22 protein-coding genes and 1 pseudogene are annotated in these 16,755 nt (G+C 64.7%); 11 read left to right on the top strand and 12 right to left on the bottom strand.

The features are described from left to right. Positions 1-127, top strand: a pseudogene (locus tag ACT4OC_RS28915) (6,7-dimethyl-8-ribityllumazine synthase); the annotation flags it as partial. 77 nt (positions 128-204) lie between these two features. Here the strand turns inward: ACT4OC_RS28915 and ACT4OC_RS28910 are convergent. Further along, positions 205-354, bottom strand: coding sequence for a hypothetical protein (locus ACT4OC_RS28910; RefSeq protein ID WP_444842473.1), 150 nt, complete (start codon positions 352-354; stop codon positions 205-207). Positions 355-828: 474 nt separating this feature from the next. Here ACT4OC_RS28910 and ACT4OC_RS28905 point away from each other — a divergent pair, with 474 nt between their 5' ends. Beyond that, the gene (locus ACT4OC_RS28905; protein WP_444842472.1) at positions 829-1,647 is read left to right on the top strand and encodes an SDR family NAD(P)-dependent oxidoreductase; all 819 of its coding nucleotides are present in this window, start codon (positions 829-831) and stop codon (positions 1,645-1,647) included. 157 nt (positions 1,648-1,804) lie between these two features. Here the strand turns inward: ACT4OC_RS28905 and ACT4OC_RS28900 are convergent, their stop codons facing one another. Both ACT4OC_RS28900 and ACT4OC_RS28895 read right to left on the bottom strand, forming a co-directional pair. Continuing rightward, positions 1,805-2,758 (bottom strand): ribose-phosphate pyrophosphokinase, encoded by a 954-nt coding sequence (locus ACT4OC_RS28900; RefSeq protein ID WP_444842471.1) that lies wholly within the window; start codon positions 2,756-2,758, stop codon positions 1,805-1,807. Between the two features lie 169 nt (positions 2,759-2,927). After that, on the bottom strand, positions 2,928-3,518 hold the full coding sequence (locus ACT4OC_RS28895; RefSeq protein WP_444842470.1) for a hypothetical protein: 591 nt from the start codon (positions 3,516-3,518) through the stop codon (positions 2,928-2,930). 175 nt (positions 3,519-3,693) lie between these two features. Here ACT4OC_RS28895 and ACT4OC_RS28890 point away from each other — a divergent pair, with 175 nt between their 5' ends. Next, positions 3,694-4,695, top strand: coding sequence for an NADP-dependent oxidoreductase (locus ACT4OC_RS28890; protein WP_444842469.1), 1,002 nt, complete (start codon positions 3,694-3,696; stop codon positions 4,693-4,695). A 4-nt stretch (positions 4,696-4,699) separates the two neighbouring features. Here ACT4OC_RS28890 and pgeF read toward each other — a convergent pair whose 3' ends face one another. Next, entirely contained in the window at positions 4,700-5,470 is a 771-nt protein-coding gene (gene pgeF / locus ACT4OC_RS28885) for a peptidoglycan editing factor PgeF (RefSeq protein WP_444842468.1), read from the bottom strand. Then, a complete protein-coding gene (locus ACT4OC_RS28880) occupies positions 5,467-6,525 on the bottom strand; it encodes a class I SAM-dependent methyltransferase (protein WP_444842475.1) in 1,059 nt (352 codons plus the stop codon). The genes pgeF and ACT4OC_RS28880 overlap by 4 nt, the downstream gene beginning before the upstream one ends. Before the next feature lie 200 nt (positions 6,526-6,725). Between ACT4OC_RS28880 and tnpA the strand changes: the two genes are divergently transcribed. Next, positions 6,726-7,190, top strand: coding sequence for an IS200/IS605 family transposase (gene tnpA / locus ACT4OC_RS28875; protein WP_444842467.1), 465 nt, complete (start codon positions 6,726-6,728; stop codon positions 7,188-7,190). Positions 7,191-7,253: 63 nt separating this feature from the next. Here tnpA and lgt read toward each other — a convergent pair whose 3' ends face one another. After that, complete coding sequence (gene lgt, locus ACT4OC_RS28870) at positions 7,254-8,084, bottom strand: prolipoprotein diacylglyceryl transferase (protein WP_444842466.1); 831 nt, start codon at positions 8,082-8,084, stop codon at positions 7,254-7,256. A 12-nt stretch (positions 8,085-8,096) separates the two neighbouring features. Continuing rightward, positions 8,097-8,828 carry a dienelactone hydrolase family protein gene (locus ACT4OC_RS28865; protein ID WP_444842465.1) on the bottom strand — a complete coding sequence of 244 codons (732 nt, stop codon included), beginning with the start codon at positions 8,826-8,828 and terminating at the stop codon, positions 8,097-8,099. Between the two features lie 232 nt (positions 8,829-9,060). On the opposite strand from ACT4OC_RS28865, the gene ACT4OC_RS28860 reads away from it, so the two are divergent. The 4 genes from ACT4OC_RS28860 to ychF all read left to right on the top strand — a co-directional run bounded on the left by ACT4OC_RS28860 (position 9,061) and on the right by ychF (position 12,189). Beyond that, positions 9,061-9,324, top strand: coding sequence for an accessory factor UbiK family protein (locus ACT4OC_RS28860; protein WP_444842464.1), 264 nt, complete (start codon positions 9,061-9,063; stop codon positions 9,322-9,324). Positions 9,325-9,591: 267 nt separating this feature from the next. After that, positions 9,592-10,332: a 50S ribosomal protein L25/general stress protein Ctc gene (locus ACT4OC_RS28855; protein WP_444842463.1), complete on the top strand. Its 741-nt coding sequence runs from the start codon at positions 9,592-9,594 to the stop codon at positions 10,330-10,332. A 24-nt stretch (positions 10,333-10,356) separates the two neighbouring features. Next, positions 10,357-10,962 (top strand): aminoacyl-tRNA hydrolase, encoded by a 606-nt coding sequence (pth, locus tag ACT4OC_RS28850; RefSeq protein ID WP_444842462.1) that lies wholly within the window; start codon positions 10,357-10,359, stop codon positions 10,960-10,962. A 129-nt stretch (positions 10,963-11,091) separates the two neighbouring features. Then, a complete protein-coding gene (gene ychF, locus ACT4OC_RS28845; RefSeq protein ID WP_444842461.1) occupies positions 11,092-12,189 on the top strand; it encodes a redox-regulated ATPase YchF in 1,098 nt (365 codons plus the stop codon). A 123-nt stretch (positions 12,190-12,312) separates the two neighbouring features. Here ychF and ACT4OC_RS28840 read toward each other — a convergent pair whose 3' ends face one another. Further along, positions 12,313-12,606, bottom strand: coding sequence for a DUF4282 domain-containing protein (locus tag ACT4OC_RS28840; protein WP_444842460.1), 294 nt, complete (start codon positions 12,604-12,606; stop codon positions 12,313-12,315). A gap of 194 nt (positions 12,607-12,800) precedes the next feature. Here ACT4OC_RS28840 and ACT4OC_RS28835 point away from each other — a divergent pair, with 194 nt between their 5' ends. From ACT4OC_RS28835 to ACT4OC_RS28825, 3 genes are all read left to right on the top strand, one after another. Next, entirely contained in the window at positions 12,801-13,268 is a 468-nt protein-coding gene (locus ACT4OC_RS28835; protein ID WP_444842459.1) for a MaoC family dehydratase, read from the top strand. Beyond that, positions 13,265-13,744: a MaoC family dehydratase gene (locus tag ACT4OC_RS28830; RefSeq protein ID WP_444842458.1), complete on the top strand. Its 480-nt coding sequence runs from the start codon at positions 13,265-13,267 to the stop codon at positions 13,742-13,744. Before ACT4OC_RS28835 ends, ACT4OC_RS28830 begins: the two co-directional genes overlap by 4 nt. A gap of 281 nt (positions 13,745-14,025) precedes the next feature. Further along, positions 14,026-14,172, top strand: a complete 147-nt coding sequence (locus tag ACT4OC_RS28825; protein ID WP_444842457.1) for a hypothetical protein — start codon at positions 14,026-14,028, stop codon at positions 14,170-14,172. Positions 14,173-14,193: 21 nt separating this feature from the next. Here ACT4OC_RS28825 and ACT4OC_RS28820 read toward each other — a convergent pair whose 3' ends face one another. The 4 genes from ACT4OC_RS28820 to ACT4OC_RS28805 form a co-directional block, all read right to left on the bottom strand. Next, a complete protein-coding gene (locus ACT4OC_RS28820; protein WP_444842456.1) occupies positions 14,194-14,409 on the bottom strand; it encodes a hypothetical protein in 216 nt (71 codons plus the stop codon). Positions 14,410-14,516: 107 nt separating this feature from the next. Beyond that, positions 14,517-14,930, bottom strand: coding sequence for a hypothetical protein (locus ACT4OC_RS28815; RefSeq protein ID WP_444842455.1), 414 nt, complete (start codon positions 14,928-14,930; stop codon positions 14,517-14,519). A 175-nt stretch (positions 14,931-15,105) separates the two neighbouring features. Further along, positions 15,106-16,014 (bottom strand): hypothetical protein, encoded by a 909-nt coding sequence (locus ACT4OC_RS28810; protein ID WP_444842454.1) that lies wholly within the window; start codon positions 16,012-16,014, stop codon positions 15,106-15,108. A 92-nt stretch (positions 16,015-16,106) separates the two neighbouring features. Then, positions 16,107-16,544, bottom strand: a complete 438-nt coding sequence (locus ACT4OC_RS28805; protein ID WP_444842453.1) for a nuclear transport factor 2 family protein — start codon at positions 16,542-16,544, stop codon at positions 16,107-16,109. Positions 16,545-16,755: the final 211 nt, after the last annotated feature.

The following is a 16,755-nucleotide window of genomic DNA, read 5'->3' as shown; positions in this document are numbered from 1 at the left end:
CGCAGTGCATTACGAGTTCTTCCGCAAGCACTTTGCCATCAAGGGCATCGAGGTGGCGGAAGCCTGCGCGAGCACGCTGCATGGTCTGGAGCGCCTGCGCGGCCAGGTCGCGGCGGGTATCGTGTAGGCAGCGGCGACACGGCCGTCCGATGATCTTTCCCGTCGCCGCGTCAATGGCCCGGCGGCGGGGCGATCGGCGAAAGCTCAGCTGTCCGCCAGCTCGCTCTTCTGATCCCGCTGCGCGCCGGCGGCGGCGACCTGCGGCAGAATGCCGTGATTTCTCGCGCGGCCTTCCCGAGCAAGACGCATGCGCTCCAGCTCGGCTCTGGTTACGAACTTGATGACTTCGCCCATGATGGTTCTCCAATGTCCGTTTGGGCCTTGCACCGGCAATCCATGCCGTCACTCTCCAGTTACGTTTCTTCGTCGGGTTTGCATCAGGAGCGGGCGATAACGGCGGGATAAAAAGCTTGTGACCCCTGTGCTCGCGAACAGGCGGAGGAACTGCGTCAATCCGGCGACGAAACCATTTTCAGGCTGCGACGAAATCATCCTGAAACAAACCGGCGTCTAACGCTTTGACATGTCATCTGAGCGGGCCGGGGCAAGGATGAATGCCATGGTTGAGCTTGCAGCAGTATTGATGGGACTGTTCAGCGCCGGCGTTTTCGTCGCGCACGCCATCGATGCCTATCACGCGCAATAGGCGCGCTTTCGCCCGACGGTCCTCCGCCTCGTTCCATTGCGATCCATCCGGATTGCCGGGATGGAGCTGCAATCAAGCGACGTCTATAGTCCCGTCCAGGCACGACCGGACGGGAGAAAACAATGGCCGCCCCCGCGCAGGATTCCTCCGACTGGCTGGGTCTTTCAGGCCGCGTCGCCGTGATCACCGGCGGGGGCGGCGGCATCGGCCGCGCAACGGCGGCTAGCTTTGCGAAGGCCGGCGCCAAGGTCGCGATCCTCGATCGCGACGAGCAGGGCCTTGCGAAAACGCGGAGCGAAATGCGCGCGATGGGCATGGATGCCGTCGTGGCGCCCTGCGACACCACGGATGCGGCGAGCGTCGCCACCGCTGCCGAAGCGGTCGAGAAAGCACTCGGTCCCTGCAGCATCCTCGTCAACACCGCCGCCATCCTGCGCGCGGGCGGCCTGGACACGCTCTCGCTCGACGAGTGGAACGCGACGCTTTCGGTCAACCTGACCGGCTATTTCCTATGCGCGCAGATCTTCGGCCGGCAGATGCGCCGGCTCGGGCGCGGCAGTCTCGTGCATGTAGCTTCCGTCGCCGGCTCCAACGCGCAAGGCTTTTCCGGCGCCTACAGCGTCAGCAAGGCCGGCGTCGTCATGCTGTCGCGCCAGCTCGCCAGCGAATGGGGGCCGCAAGGCATCCGCAGCAATGTGGTCAGCCCCGGCCTCGTGGTCACGCCGATGAGCCAGGCGTTCTACGATACGCCCGGCGTGACCGAGCGGCGGACTGCGGTGGTGCCGATGCGCCGCATCGGCGCGCCGCAGGACATGGCCGACGCGATCCTGTTCCTGGCCAGCGATCGCGCGTCCTACGTCAACGGCGACGAGATCGTCGTGGACGGCGGCTTCACGCGGACCATCATGAATCTGGTGCCGCGGCCGGGGCACGGCGCGTAGGTCAAGGACCAGGCCTTTTTTCCGTCGTCCCTGCGAACGCAGGGACCCATAACCACAAATGGCAATTGCGAGGGCAAGCCGTCGACCAGTTCGCCCAGACAACGTCCGCCGCGGCGTATGGGTCCCGGATCGCGCTTCGCTTGTCCGGGACGACAACCTAGTCGAACAGGCTCGACACCGACTCTTCGGCTGCGGTGCGCTGGATCGCTTCCGAAATCAGGTCGGCGATCGAGAGCGAGCGGATGTTCGCCGTTTTCTTGATCGCGTCGGTCGCCTGGATCGAGTCGGTGATGACGAGCTCTTTCAGCTTCGACGAGGCGATGCGCGCCGCGGCGCCGCCTGAGAGCACGCCGTGGGTGATATAGGCGTAGACTTCCCTGGCGCCGTTGGCGAGCAGCGCGTCCGCCGCGTTCACCAGCGTTCCGCCGGAATCGACGATATCGTCGACCAGGATGCAGGTGTGGCCCTCGACCTCGCCGATCACGTTCATCACCTCGGACTCGCCGGCGCGCTCGCGGCGCTTGTCGATGATGGCAAGCGGCGTGTTGATGCGCTTGGCAAGGCCGCGGGCGCGCACCACGCCGCCGACGTCGGGTGACACCACCATCACATTGGAGAGGTCGAAGCGCTCCTTGATGTCGCGCACCATGACCGGCGAGGCGAACAGATTGTCGGTCGGGATGTCGAAGAAGCCCTGGATCTGGCCGGCATGCAGGTCGAGCGTCATGACGCGGTCGACGCCGGCCTGCGTGATCAAATTGGCGACCAGCTTGGCCGAAATCGGCGTGCGGGAGCCGGACCGGCGATCCTGCCTTGCGTAGCCGAAATACGGGATCACCGCCGTGATGCGGCGCGCCGAGGAGCGGCGCAGCGCGTCGGTGATGATCAGAAGCTCCATCAGATGGTCGTTGGCCGGGAACGACGTCGACTGCAGGATATAGGCGTCCGAGCCGCGGACGTTCTCCTGGATCTCGACGAAAATCTCCATGTCGGCGAAACGCCGGACCACGCCCTTGGTGAGGGGGACGCCGATCCCGTCGGCGATCGCCTGCGCCAGCGCCGGATTGGAATTGCCGGCTATCAGCTTGATCGAGCCGTTCTTGGCCGACATGGACGCCTCTTGCCTCGCCTTGCTGGATACGACGTTCAGCATCTCGCGCTACCCTCGAGTCCGGCGGGTTTTCGATGGGCGAGGAGATATCAGGGACAAAGTGTCGCTGGCAACCCGGTACCCGGCTTTTCTTGGGCAAAAATGCGCCGAAAATGCCTGGGTTAGGGGCTCAGTAGGCGTTGTAGGCCAGCACCTGATCAACCGGCTCCAGGGCCGCCACCGCAGGCCCGCGTTTTCCCGGGGCGGGAGCGGGCGCAGGCTCGGGCGGCGTGCCGTTGACCAGGCCGGAGAGGCCGGACAGGCCCGCTTGCGCGATCTTCCGCAGCACCATGTCGTCGGCATGGGCCCAGGCGTCGCGGCCGCCCTTGCCGGCGGGCTCCTCGCCGGACAGGCGCAGCGCGCGCTGCTGGCTGGCGTCATAGACGTCAAAGACCCAGGCGATCACGGTGCGGCCGCGCACCACCTGCGCGGAGAGATAGCTGCGCACGCGATAGGTCGCGGCACTCTCGCGCGAGACGATGGCGAGGTTGCGCAGCTTGGACTCGCTGTCGAGCACGCTGACCATGCGGTCGAACACAGGCGGCGGCGGACCGTCGATGGATTCGAAGGTGACGGTTGCAGGCCCGCCGGTCGCCAGCGCAAACGCTCCACCGGGCGAGCTTCCGGTGGAGGCGCAGCCGCCGAGCGCGCACGCCGCCAGCAGCACGGCGGCGATCACCGCGCGCGAAATGGCTTGCAGGTTGGTTGACGCGTCCCTCATTTCTCCCTGCGATAGCGTTAACGGCTGTTAACGTCTAGGGCGGGCGGGACACAGCAACGGAGGAAACCGGCGGCGAAAAGCAGCTGGGTTTGCCTCATTCCGGGACAAAGGCGGTATGCCGGACGGGCTTTCGCGCTAGGATGGCCGGAATGTGTCCACCGGGCAGGGGCGATCCATGCGGGCCTTTCTTCTCGACGGCTATGGCGCCGTCGCGGACCACGTGAAGCTGGCCGATGTCACAGATCCCATCCCGCGGTTCAACGAGGTGGCGATCGAAATCCATGCCGCCAGCCTCAATCCGATCGACTTCAAGATCGTGCGCGGCGATCTCAAGCGGGTGTCGAAATATCTGATGCCACGCACCTTCGGGTTCGATGCCAGTGGCATCGTGCTGTCGGCGGGGATGAGCGCGACGCGGTTCAAGCCGGGCGATGCCGTCTATGCGCGCGCCTCGCGCGAGAGCATCGGCACGTTCGCCGAAAAGATCGCGCTGGCCGAAGATTTCGTCGCGCTGAAGCCGACGGGCGTCTCGCATGCCGAGGCCGCCTCGCTGCCGCTGGTGGGCCTCACCACCCTGCAGGGGTTCGGCAAGGTCGGCGCCCGCGCCGGCCAGCGCATCCTGATCCATGCCGGCGCCGGCGGCATCGGCACCTTCGCGGTTCAATATGCGAAGCATCTTGGCCTCGACGTCACCACGACGACGAGCGCGAAGAATGCCGACTTCGTCAGGTCGCTCGGCGCCGACAGGGTGATCGCCTATGACCGGGAGAGCTATCTGGAGCAGGGCGGCGGCTACGACATCGTCTACGACACGCTCGGCGGCGCGTTCACGGTCGACGCCTTCAAGGTGGTGAAGCGGGGCGGCGCCGTGATCTCGCTGAGCGGCCCGCCCGATCGCGATTTTGCCCGCCGCGAGGGCGTGGGGCTATTGGTGCGCCTCGCAGTCTGGCTGATGAGCCGGAAGGTGTATGCCGCGGCTGAAGCCGCGGGCGCCGGCTATTGCTGGTTCTTCACCGAGCCCAGCGGCGAGCAGCTGCGCGAGATCGCCGGCCTCGTCGAGGCCGGCGCGGTGAAGCCGGTGATCGACTGCGAGTTCGCTTTCGAGGAGTTGCCGGCGGCGCTCGCTTATCTGGAGAAAGGGCGGGCGCGCGGCAAGGTCGTGCTGAAGGTGAAGTGAAGCGCTACTCGCGCTCCAGCGCGATGGCGTGGACGTGGCGGCCGTAGTCCGGCTCCCCGCGGTGCACGGAGCGGCGATAGCTGAAGCAGCGCGGGTCGGAATAGGTGTCGATACCGAGGTCGTCGATGACAAGGACGCCGGCATTTTCCAGCCGCAGGCGGATCAAGCCGGCGAGATCGAACATCGAATGGCCGGCCCGCTCGCCGGGCAGGAAGAAGCGGGCATAGTCGGCGTCGGCATCGAGGAAGCGCTCGACGAATTCGGCGCCCACCTCATAGGAGGGTTGACGGATCATGGGGCCGATGGCGGCGACGATGTCGCCACTGACGGCGCCGAGTTCCTCCATCTCCTCGACGGTCGATTCCAGAATACCAGTCAGTGCGCCCTTCCAGCCGGCATGCGCCGCGCCGATCACGCGAGCGGCGGGATCGACGAGCAGGACCGGTCCGCAATCGGCCGTGGTGACGCCGATGGCGAGCCCTTCGATGCGGGTTACGATGGCGTCAGCCTTGGGGCGCGGTTCGCCGTTCCAGGGGCCGGTCGCCACGATGGTGTCGGGGGAATGGACCTGATGGGCGTTCAGGAAATAGTCCGGCGCAACACCCAGTCGCTCCGCCATGCGCCGGCGATTTTCCATCACCTTCGCCTTGTCGTCGTTCGAGCCGAGGCCGCCGTTGAGGCTCGCATAGACGCCATCCGATACGCCGCCTTCGCAGGTGAAGAAGGCGTGGCGCAGGCCGGGAACGGCCGCGAGCAGCGAGGAGCCCAGCATCATGACCCGGCTTCCCCGGTTTCGTCTGAAAGGCCGGCGAGCGAGACCAGATCGGGCTGCGAGATGCCGATCGCCTTGAACATCGAGCCCATGCCGCCGCGGCCGGAATCGGTGAGGCGCTTCAGGGCGCCGTCGATGTCGGCGGAGAGTTCGGGCGTCGCTTTCGCCATCAACGTCGCCGCGCGCGTCTCGATGCCGAGGCGTTTCAGGAAATCGCCCTGCGTTACCGGGCCGTGCACCCGGGCGCCAAGATCTTCCGCCGCGCGACCCAGCGCCTGGAAATCGACATGGGCGGTGACGTCGGCTTGGCCGGGATTTCTCAGTGGATCGGTATAGCTGTGGCGGGCGATGGCCTGAAAAGTGTCGCCGGCATCGCTGCGCAGGTGGCCGTAGTCGACGATCAGCGCAGCCCCGTCCTGCTCGCGCACGCGGCGCGCGATCTTCATGATCTCCTTGTCCGGCCGCCATTCGAAGATGGCCCCATTGGGCGCCTCGCGCACCAAGGGCGGCAGCAGCACCTCGAAGCGCGGCGTCGGCTCGGGCATGTGGCCGAACACCAGCTTCTCGTTCTGGTCGAGTTCGACCGTGCGCTCGTGCCAGCCGGTTTCGCGCTTCACCATCTGGTGGATCGGCAGCACGTCGAAATATTCGTTGGCGAAGATCACCGCCGGCCCGTCAAGCACGTCGTCGATGCTGTCGTGCCAGGTGATGTTGCGCACACCCGACAGCGTCGAGCGCTGCTTTTCGCGCAGCACCGGGTTGACCTCCACCATGTGGATGGTGAGCGACTGATAGAGCGGCGGCAGCACCCTGAGCGCGCGCAGCGCATCCGCCATCATGGTGCCGCGGCCGGGGCCGAGCTCGATCAGCCGCAGCAGCGGCGGCTGGCCGATCGCGCGCCACACCGAGGCCGCCCACAGCCCGAGCAGCTCGCCGAACATCTGGCTGACTTCCGGCGCGGTGGTGAAATCGCCTTCGCGTCCCAGCGGATCGCGCGACACGTAATAGCCGTGCTGCGGATGCATCAGGCACAATTCCATGTAGCGCCAGACCGGCATCGGTCCCGACGACTTGATCAGCTTCCTGATCTCGGTCAGCAGCGGCGAAAATTCAGTGGTCACGTTGGGCCCAAAATGAAACTAACCAAACCTGCTAAGCCCCCGCCTATGGCGGGGCGAAAACCGGCAGTTCTACAGCTGCGGGAATGAAGTCATGAAGTCTCCTTGGGGAACCGCCAAGAACCCTCAAGGAGACCATGATGGAAGCAGAGTACAATCATCTTAATCACGCGACTTGGGAGTGCAAGTACCACGTCGTGTTTACGCCGAAGTACCGCAAGAAGCTGCTGTTCGGGAAGATCGAGCGGCATTTGGGTCAGGTATTTCACGATCTGGCACGACGGAAGGAGTGCCGGATCGAAGAAGGCCACCTGATGCCGGATCACGTCCATATGCTGATATCGATACCTCCCAAGTATTCGGTGGCGCAGATCATCGGGTACATGAAAGGGAAGAGTTCGATATGGATCGCACAGAATGTCGAACGCAAGATGCGAAATTTCCTGGGCCACAAATTCTGGGCCCGCGGATACTTCGTCACCACCGTCGGCCGCGATGAGGAAATGATCCGGGCGTACATCAAGAATCAGGAAATGGCCGACCAGCAGCTGGACCAGTTTGAGCTGAAGATCTCAGCCGCACCAAAATCCAATCAATCGTCCTAACATCCCTTAAAACCGCCTTTGGCGGTTCCCAATCAAACCTCCAGCTCTGCTGGAGGTTATTGGCTATTTGGCGGTTCCCTTACCCCGCCATGCCTGCACTATAAGGATAATCCCGGCAACAATCATCGGCAGGGACAGCAGCATGCCCATGGTGAGGCCGCCCCAGAGGAAGCCGAGCTGCGGGTCGGGCTCCCTGAACAATTCGCCGGCAATGCGCGCCAGCGCATAGATCGCGATGAAGCTGCCGAGGATCAGGCCGGGGCGCTTCAGCGCGCCCAAGCGGATCATGATCGCCAGCACCGTGAACAACACGATGCCTTCGAGCGCCGCCTGGTAGAGCTGGCTCGGATGCCGCAGCAGTTGCAGGCGGTCGTTCGGGAAGATCATCGCCCAGGGCAGGTTGGGGTCGGCGGCGCGGCCCCACAATTCGCCATTGATGAAATTGGCGAGCCGCCCCAGGAACAGGCCGATCGGTCCGACAGCGGTGACGATGTCGCCAAGCGACAGGATCGGGATGCCGTTGCGGCGCGCGAACCACATCACCGCAACGACGCAGCCGAGGAAGCCGCCATGGAAGGACATGCCGCCTTCCCACAGCATGAAGATCGCGCCCGGATGCTGCATGAAGAAGGGCAGATTGTAGAACAGCACGTAGCCGGTGCGGCCGCCGACGATGATGCCGACGGTGACCCAGAGGATGAAGTCGTCCATCTGCAGCAGCGAGATCGGCGCCTTCCCGCCCCACAGTCTTTCGTTCTTGATCAGCGCGCGGGCATAGATCCAGCCCAGCACGATGCCGCCGATATAGGCGAGCGCATACCAGCGGATCGCGATCGGGCCGAGCGAGATCGCGATGGGATCGAAGACCGGGAAGGTGATGGCGAGATAGGGCATGCGCTCGGAAGGCTAGACGAGGTTGCGGCGATAGAGCGATAGCAGCCGCTCCCAGTGCCGCTCGGCGGCGTCGCGGTGATAGACCGGCCGCTTGGGAAAGGCAAAGCCGTGATGCGTGCCGGGATAGATTTCGACCTCGTTGTTCGTGCCCTTCATCGCTGCGCTCACCTTGTCGATGATCTCCTGCGGCGCGTAGATGTCGGTCTCGGCGCAGGCGAAATAGAGCTCGGCCTTGGTTTTCGGCGCGGCCAGATGCGGGCTGTCGGCCTGGTCGGTGGCCAGATGCGTGCCGTAGACCGAAGCCGCGGCCTTGACGCGATCGGGGAAGTGCGTGGCGGCGTTCACGGCGTAACGCCCGCTCATGCAATAGCCGAGCGCGCCGACGATTTTGGTGTTCGCGGCCGGTTGTCCCTCGGCATAGGCGAGCAGCGCCGTGGTGTCTTCCATGACGAGCGGGATGTTGATCGAGTTCATGAAGCCGAACATCCGCTTGCGCTCGGGCGCCTCCGGGTCGGGCGGGATCGGGCCGAGCTCCATCACGCCGGAGCGGTAATAGAGATTGGGCAGCATCACGTAGTAGCCCGACGTGCCGAGCCGGCGCGCCATGTCGCGCAGCTCCTCGCGGATTGCCGGCGCATCCATGTAGAAGATGATGACGGGAAACGGGCCGCCGCGTTCGGGATGGGTAATGAAGGTGTTGGTTGAGCCGTCCTTGGTGGGAATCTCGACCTGGCTATCGATCATGGGCGTTTCGCTGCCGTTCTTGCTGATTCTGATTTCTTGTTCGCGCGTTCAATACGATTGCAAGGAAAGGGCAATATGACAAGGATGGCCAGGACATTGCCAAGGCAAGCCCGGGCATTGCAAATGCAAGCCCGGACATTGCAAATGCAAGCCCGGGCATGTCGGGCTTGAACTCGTGGGCCGGCATCGCCATTGTCTTGGGCGCCATTGGACGGAAGTGGAGAGTATCGCGATGACCCAGACCACCAACCGGTTCTTCGACGAGATCGGTCGCCTGATGAACGACGCCGCCGGCGCCGCTCAGGGGGTCAAGCGCGAGGTCGACAACGTCATGCGCCACCAGGCCGAACGCATCCTGCGCGACCTCGACATCGTCCAGCGCGAGGAGTTCGAGGCGGTCAAGGAGATGGCGCAGCTGGCGCGCGAGGAGAACGAGGCGCTGAAGGCGCGGATTGCGGTGCTGGAGGCGAAGCTCGGCGGCGCGCCTGCGGGCTAGGTCTTTGTTGGCGTCATTCCGGGGCGGCTCGAAGAGCCGAACCCGGAATCTCGAGATTCTCAGGAGCGCAAGTGCGCTCCATAGTTCTCGCTTCGCGAGCCCCGAAATGACGGCTAGAAAAGCCCCACATTTCCTTGTCATTTCCGGACTTTGGGGCTAAAAGCCCGCCAACTTCGCAGCCCCCGCACCCCTGGAGGCTTGCTGCGGAGCTTGCGCCATAGGCCGCGTTGCGGCCTATATCTTTTTACAAAACAAGGACTTAACGCAATGGCGACGACCGTCAAGGAATTGAAGGCGACCGCGCGTCCGCAGAGCGGCAAGGGGGCCGCCCGGGCAGAGCGTCGCGCCGGGAGAGTTCCCGGAGTGATCTACGGCAACAACCAGCCCCCGGTGACCATCTCGGTCGACGACCGCGAATTGCGCCAGCGCATCCTCGCCGGCCGCTTCCTCACCACGATTTACGACATCGAGCTCGAGGGCAAGAAGCACCGCGTGATTCCGCGCGACTTCCACCTCGATCCCGTGCGCGACTTCCCGATCCATGTCGACTTCATGCGGCTCGGCGAAGGCGCCACCATCCGCATCAGCGTGCCGCTGCACGTGGTCAACTCGGAGACCGCGCCGGGCATCAAGCGCGGCGGCACCGTCAACATCGTCACCCACGCGCTCGATCTCGAGTGCTCGGTCGACAACATCCCGCAATATATCGAGGCCGACGCCGCGACGCTGGAGATCGGCCACTCGCTGCATCTCTCCGACGTCAAGCTGCCCGCGGGCGTGAAGTCGCTGACCCGCAGCGATGCGACGCTGGTCACCATCGTGCCGCCCTCCGGCTACGCCGAAGAGCAGAAGGCGGCTGCGGCTGCCGCGGCGGGTGCTGCGGCGCCGGCTGCGGGCGCGGCTGCCCCGGCGGCGGCGGCTCCGGCTGCGGGTGCCGCGGCTCCGGCTGCGGGTGCTGCGGCTCCGGCGGCTGCCAAGGCGCCTGCCGGCGGCGACAAGAAGAAGTAAGCGGCTCCGGCATGGTGCCGCGTCATGCGCCTGTTTGTCGGCCTCGGTAATCCCGGCGCGAAATACGCGCAGAACCGGCACAACATCGGGTTCATGGCCGTCGACGAAATCGCACGGCGTCATGGTTTTTCACCATGGCGCCGTCGTTTTCAGGGCGAGGCGTCGCAAGGTACGCTCGATCGCGAGCAAGTCCTGCTGCTCAAACCGGCCACCTACATGAACGACTCCGGCCGCGCCGTGCAGGAGGCGGCCAACTTCTTCAAGATAGCGGCCGGCGACGTCACAGTGTTCCAGGACGAGCTCGAGCTGCCGGCGGCCAAGGTGCGGGTGAAGGTCGGCGGCGGCATTGCCGGCCACAACGGGCTGCGCTCGATCACCTCGCATATCGGCAACGACTATCGCCGGGTGCGGCTCGGCATCGGTCATCCCGGCATCAAGGAGCTGGTGCATCAGCACGTGCTGTCGGATTTCGCCAAGGCGGACCGGCCGTGGGTGGAGGCGCTGTGCCAGGTGATTGCGGACAACGCCGCACTGCTGGCGGCAGGGCACGACGCCTCGTTCGCGAACAAGGTGCATCTGGCGCTGCTGGCGAAGGGGTTTCTGGACAAGGGCGACAACGGCAAGGAGTAATGCTCGTCATCGCCGGGCTTGACCCGGCGATCCATTTTTCGAAGTGGATGGATACGCGGGTCAAGCCCGCGTATGACGACCTCAAATCAAGGCGCGCCGCTATTCGTGGTGCGAAGGATCGGAAGCAGTATGGGATTCAAATGCGGTATCGTCGGCCTGCCCAATGTCGGCAAGTCGACGCTGTTCAATGCGCTGACGGAGACGGCGGCGGCGCAGGCGGCGAACTATCCGTTCTGCACCATCGAGCCGAATGTCGGCGAGGTCGCGGTGCCCGATCCGCGGCTCGACAAGCTTGCTGCGATCAGCAAGTCCGGCCAGATCATCCCGACCCGGCTGACCTTCGTCGATATCGCCGGCCTCGTGCGCGGCGCCTCGAAGGGCGAAGGGCTCGGCAACCAGGTCCTGGCCAACATCCGCGAGGTCGACGCCATCGCCCATGTCGTACGCTGCTTCGAGGATTCCGACATCACCCATGTCGAGGGCAAGATCGCTCCGCTGGCTGACATCGAGACCATCGAGACGGAATTGATGCTCGCCGATCTCGACAGCCTGGAGAAGCGCGTCGACAATCTCTCCAAGAAGGCCAAGGGCAACGACAAGGAGGCCAAGGAGCAGCTCGATCTGGTGGATCGCGCGCTGGCGCTGCTCCGCGAGGGCAAGCCGACGCGGCTGCTGGAGCGCAAGGTAGAGGAAGAGCGCAATTTCCGCATGCTGGGGCTGCTTACGTCGAAGCCCGTGCTCTACGTCTGCAACGTCGAGGAAAGCTCGGCCAGGGACGGCAACGGCTTTTCGAAGCAGGTGTTCGAGCAGGCGCAGAAGGAAGGCGCGGTCGCCGTCGTCATCTCCGCCAAGATCGAATCCGAGATCGCGACGCTGTCGCGCGAGGAGCGCGCCGAATTCCTGGAGACGTTGGGGCTGGAGGAAGCCGGCCTCGACCGGCTGATCCGCGCCGGCTACCAGCTGCTCGACCTCATCACCTATTTCACCGTCGGCCCGAAGGAAGCGCGGGCCTGGACCATCGATCGCGGCACCAAGGCGCCGGCCGCGGCCGGCGTCATCCACACCGATTTCGAAAAGGGCTTCATCCGCGCCGAGACCATCGCGTTCGACGATTACGTGACGCTCGGCGGCGAAGCCGGCGCGCGCGACGCCGGCAAGCTGCGGCTGGAAGGCAAGGAATACGTCGTCGCCGACGGCGACGTGATGCATTTCCGGTTCAATACGTAAGCGGTGTTGTAGGGTGGGCGAAGGCGCGCTTCGCGCCGTGCCCACCTTCTCCGGCGTGCACGCGAAGGTGGGCACGGCGCAAGTGCGCCTTTGCCCACCCTACGATTCCAGCAATGACGAGGATCAATGCATCCCGCCCTGGTCGCGGATGGCGCCGAGGTGCTCGTTGATGCGGAATACGATCAGGACGAATTCGGCGGCGATGCGACAGAACACGATGCCGACCACGACGCTGGCGATCGAGGACAACAGCAGGATGAAGCCGACGAACGGGCTGATCGCCATGTAGGCCAGGCCCTGCAGGATGCCGTAGATGCCGAACAGCACGATCAGGCCGATCGCCAGCCAGTAGAACGTCTTGATGATCGTGGGTGTGATGAAACGGTCCCACTGAAACAGATCCTGAAGATCGAACATCGGTCTTCCCCCAGCCTGAAGGTAAGATTAGGTCGCCTCGAATTGGCCGCTGGCCTAGCCCCGAAAAACGCCGCGGACAAGCCCGCAAACGAGCACCGAATCAGGATGCTCATGCGCCATGCATTTGCTCGGGTTGTGATTGCCGGAAATAACGGCCACAATCGGGCTTCCTTCCGGCTATTTTTTCCCTTGGCATGAGCACACTGACTTTCGAAGACTTCAAACCCGGCCGTTTCGGCACGTTCGGCCCGCGCCACGTGACGCGCGAGGAGATTCTGGAATTCGCGGGCGAGTTCGACCCGCAGCCGATGCATCTCGACGAGGAGGCGGCCGGCCGCTCGATGCTGAAGGGCCTGTCCGGCTCGGGCTGGCATCTCTGTTCGGTGATGATGCGCCTTCTGTTCGACGGCTTCATCGGCCGCACGGCCTCGCTCGGCTCGCCGGGGGTGAGCGAAGTGCGCTGGATGGCGCCGCTGCGCCCCGGCGACGACATCACGCTCGATGTCGACGTTGCCGAGGCGCGCGCCTCCAAGAGCCGGCCCGACACCGGCATCGTCACCTTCAAATGCACCGCGCGCAACGCGGCGGGCGTGGCGCTGTGCGAGATGACCTCGCCGATCATGGTCAGGCGCACTGTGGCCACGGCGGAGCAATCGCGATGAACTTCTACGAGGATCTCGAGGTCGGCCAGCGCCGCGAGATCGGCGCCTACACCTTCACCGCGGAGGCGATCAAGAAATTCGCCGCGAAGTACGATCCGCAACGCTTTCATCTCGACGAGGAGGAGGGACGCAACTCGCTGTTCGGCGGGCTTGCCGCCTCCGGCTGGCATGTCGGCTCGGTCTGCATGAAGATGCTGGTCGCCGACGGGCAGCGGCGGGTAAGGGAAGCCGTCGCGCGCGGCGAGAAGGTCGGGGTCTGGGGGCCGTCGCCGGGCTTTCGCGACCTGCGCTGGATCCGGCCGGTGCTCGCCGGCGACACGGTCACGTTCTCCACGGGAATCGAATCCAAGCGCGCATCGGACTCGCGGCCGGGCTGGGGCATCCTGCAGGCCCGCTCCGGCGGCGTGAACCAGCGCGGCGAGGACGTCTATTCCATCCGCGCCACCGCCTTCGTGCCGCTGCGGGAGCCCGTCTGACAGGTCCCGCTCAATTCGTCATGTCCGGGCTTGTCCCGGGCATCCACGTCCTTCGTTGCCGCGAAGAGAAAGGTTTGGATGGCCGGGTATAGGCGAGCGGAAGCGACGCCGTCCTTCGGACGGCTATGCCCGGCCATGACGACGGAGAGGGCGGAGCGAACATGGTTAGCGAAGCCGCCTGTCGTTTCCGCGCAATTAATCCTGTTGGGTAGCGGATCGCTCGCGCTAACGCATTGTGAACTTTCCAGGGCAATAGTCCCGCGAACGGACGGGGGACTCTCATGGCGGATCGCAGCGCGTTGCAGTTTGTTGGCTTTATCTTCGCAACCGTGACCCTGGCAGTGATGCTGACCACCGGCATGGTGGTGAAGGGTCATGCCGACGGCGTCTATACGCTGGACGGCGGCCGCACGGTCATCGTCCGCTAACCATAGTTTTCGATCCGAAGTTTAGCGGCTCCACAACAGCGCCATCACGGCGACTGTCGCAATCAGGATTCCGACGAAGCGGATCATGATGGTGCCGACATGGTGCTGCGAAGCCTGCACCGGAATCGGATCGGAGTTGTTCGGACGAATACTTTCCATCGGATAATGTCCCAATACTGAACGCCCGCGCGGCTCGCGGCCCCGTTGTTGGTCGCCATGCACGATCTCGTAGTTCAAATCGATTCTGAAAATTCAGCGGTTGCCGCATCGGGCCCGTTTACGGCCCGAACAAAACGCCGCCGCCCTCCCGAAACGAGAGAGCGGCGGCGCTTCGATGGAGCAAATCAGCCGTTGCGAAGTCCGTCGGCGGCGCGCTTCCACTGCGTGACGTTGTCCGCGATCATGCGGGTGGATTTCATCGCGGCGTGGCTGAGCTGCGCATAGCCGGAGATCTCGCGCTGGACGCGCTGGCCTTCGGCATGCAGCAGGTCGCGCAGGCTTTCCAGCTCCGCGATCAGCTTCTCGATCTCGGCGAGCGAGGTGCCGGCGACGCGCTGGATCAGCGAATTGACGTTGTTCACGGTTGCCTCGGCGTTGGGATCGACGGGTGCGGTGTCCGGGCTCGGGACCTGCGGCCGCCGCAGATAGGCAATGTCGTTGCGGACGAATTCGCGGATGCCATCCTCGACTTGCGAGACCGCGGCATTCTCCACGTCGCCGGCTTCTTCGATCTCTTCTGCGCGATTGTGAGCGTTCATCGGCTACTTCCCTTGGTTCGCGTTGGCGCGAGCGCGGACTGTCCCCCGCACGACGAATGTTAAGTGCGCGGTAATCTAGGCGTGCCGAATTTGACCGCATCTGGGCCAATCTGCGGCGATGCTGGGTTGATTCAGGGAAGCGAAAGGGCGGGAAATTTCCGCGTTTTCAGCCGATTCACCAGCTGCGCTTGAAGCCGGCGCTGATGCTCTTGCTGGTGGTGCCGCTCGGCGTTTCGCCGATCGAGCCGGAGACGGTGACGCCGTCGAACAGCTTCTGCTCGGCGCCGACCTTGCCCAGCCACCTGTCGTCGCTGGAGGACAGCGTGCGGCCGGCGGTGAGGCTGGTGCCGGTGTCGCCGATCGACAGTTTCGCCGACTGGTCGGTCTCATAGCGCTGGGGATGCGCCGGCACGCCCGGCACGGGGACGAGACCCTGCTGGATCACGTCGTAGCGGTTCTGCAGGGTGAGCGAGGTGCCCTCGCCGAGCGGCACCGATTTGCTGATGCTGGTGCCGAGCTTGCCCTGCTCGCTGGAAGGATCGACGCGCGCCTCGACCGAGGTCTTGTCCCAGATCGGGCCGACGCCGGGGGCGGTGATGGCGGCCCAGGCACTGCCGGAGGAATTTTCCGGCGGCGCGCCGGGCGAGATCTTCTGCCGCAGCAGGTCGCCGCTGGTGGCGCCCGTGGGCTGGTTGACGACGGTCATGTCGGCGCCGATGCGGGTGTCCCAGAACGGCGAGATCGACTGCTTCACCGACACCGACGCGGCACCGTTGCCTTGGGCGCTGGACGACCATTTTGTGTCGTCGCTCTCACTGCGCTTGGCGGCCGCGCGTCCCTTGACGGACGGCAGGTGCAGCATCGAGGCATCGATATCGAGCTGGCTCCAGTCGAGCTTGTCGATGTCGACGTCTTTCAGCAGGTCCTCGTCGTTCTTTTCGGGCGCCGGCGCAGTCTCTTCCTCGACCTCATCGGCTTCCCCGGCGGCGGGAGGCGACTGCGCCAGCGCCGCTGCCGAGAGCAGGCCAAAACCTGCCGCCAGGGCGAGCAGCCGCCATTTTCCCGTCGATGTCCTGAACTTCATAGCCCTGCCCGGTTCCAGCCCGACCTACATGCGGTCATTCTGGCGCAAAATTGTGGCGGGCTCATCTCGCGCGAGTAACAGGCACGTGCGCGTCACGCCGATGCCGCGACCGTCCGCATGTGCGGCGGATAGACCGTCTGCTCCGCCAGCTCGAGGCTGTCGATGAGGATGCGGATGCTGGACAGCCGGCCTTCCCGGAATTGGGCGAAATGCGCCAGCCGCACCCGCACCGGCTTGTTGGTCTCCAGCAGCGTCAGCGAGTAGCGCAGCATCGAGGAAGCCGCCTCCACCCCCAGCATGATGGACTCCCGGTCGAAGCGGTGCACCCGCACCCGCTCGGCGATCTGCCGGATCACTTGCAGCACCGCTTCCCTGCCGCGTCGCGCGCCGAAGCACGGAAACAGGTCGACCGGGCCGTGAATGGTCCATTCGACCTCCTCGTCGATCAACGGTTCGATCTGGTCGAACTGGCGCTCGTTGATGGCGCGATGCAACGCGCGCGAGAAACGCCAGAGGCTATGCTCTGTCATTTGATGGTGGTCCCTGAATTTGGACAGCGCGACCCCGAAAGGCGGAAACCGGTTTTCGGAAAAGATCGCGCTCAACGACGCAGCAATCGGCCCCTCGGCGTCATCGCTGACGCCCGGGGCGGCGGGCTGCGTCTCATTTATCTATTGGTCGGTGAAATGGGGCGGCGGTTGCAAAAAACCAGCCGGCGTTTTTGCATTGCACAAATGCCGT

The sequence above is a fragment of the Bradyrhizobium sp. genome (assembly GCF_052389815.1).
Taxonomy (GTDB): domain Bacteria; phylum Pseudomonadota; class Alphaproteobacteria; order Rhizobiales; family Xanthobacteraceae; genus Bradyrhizobium.
The sequence above is the reverse complement of the archived record's forward strand: the minus strand, read 5'-3'. Positions and strand labels throughout refer to the sequence as shown.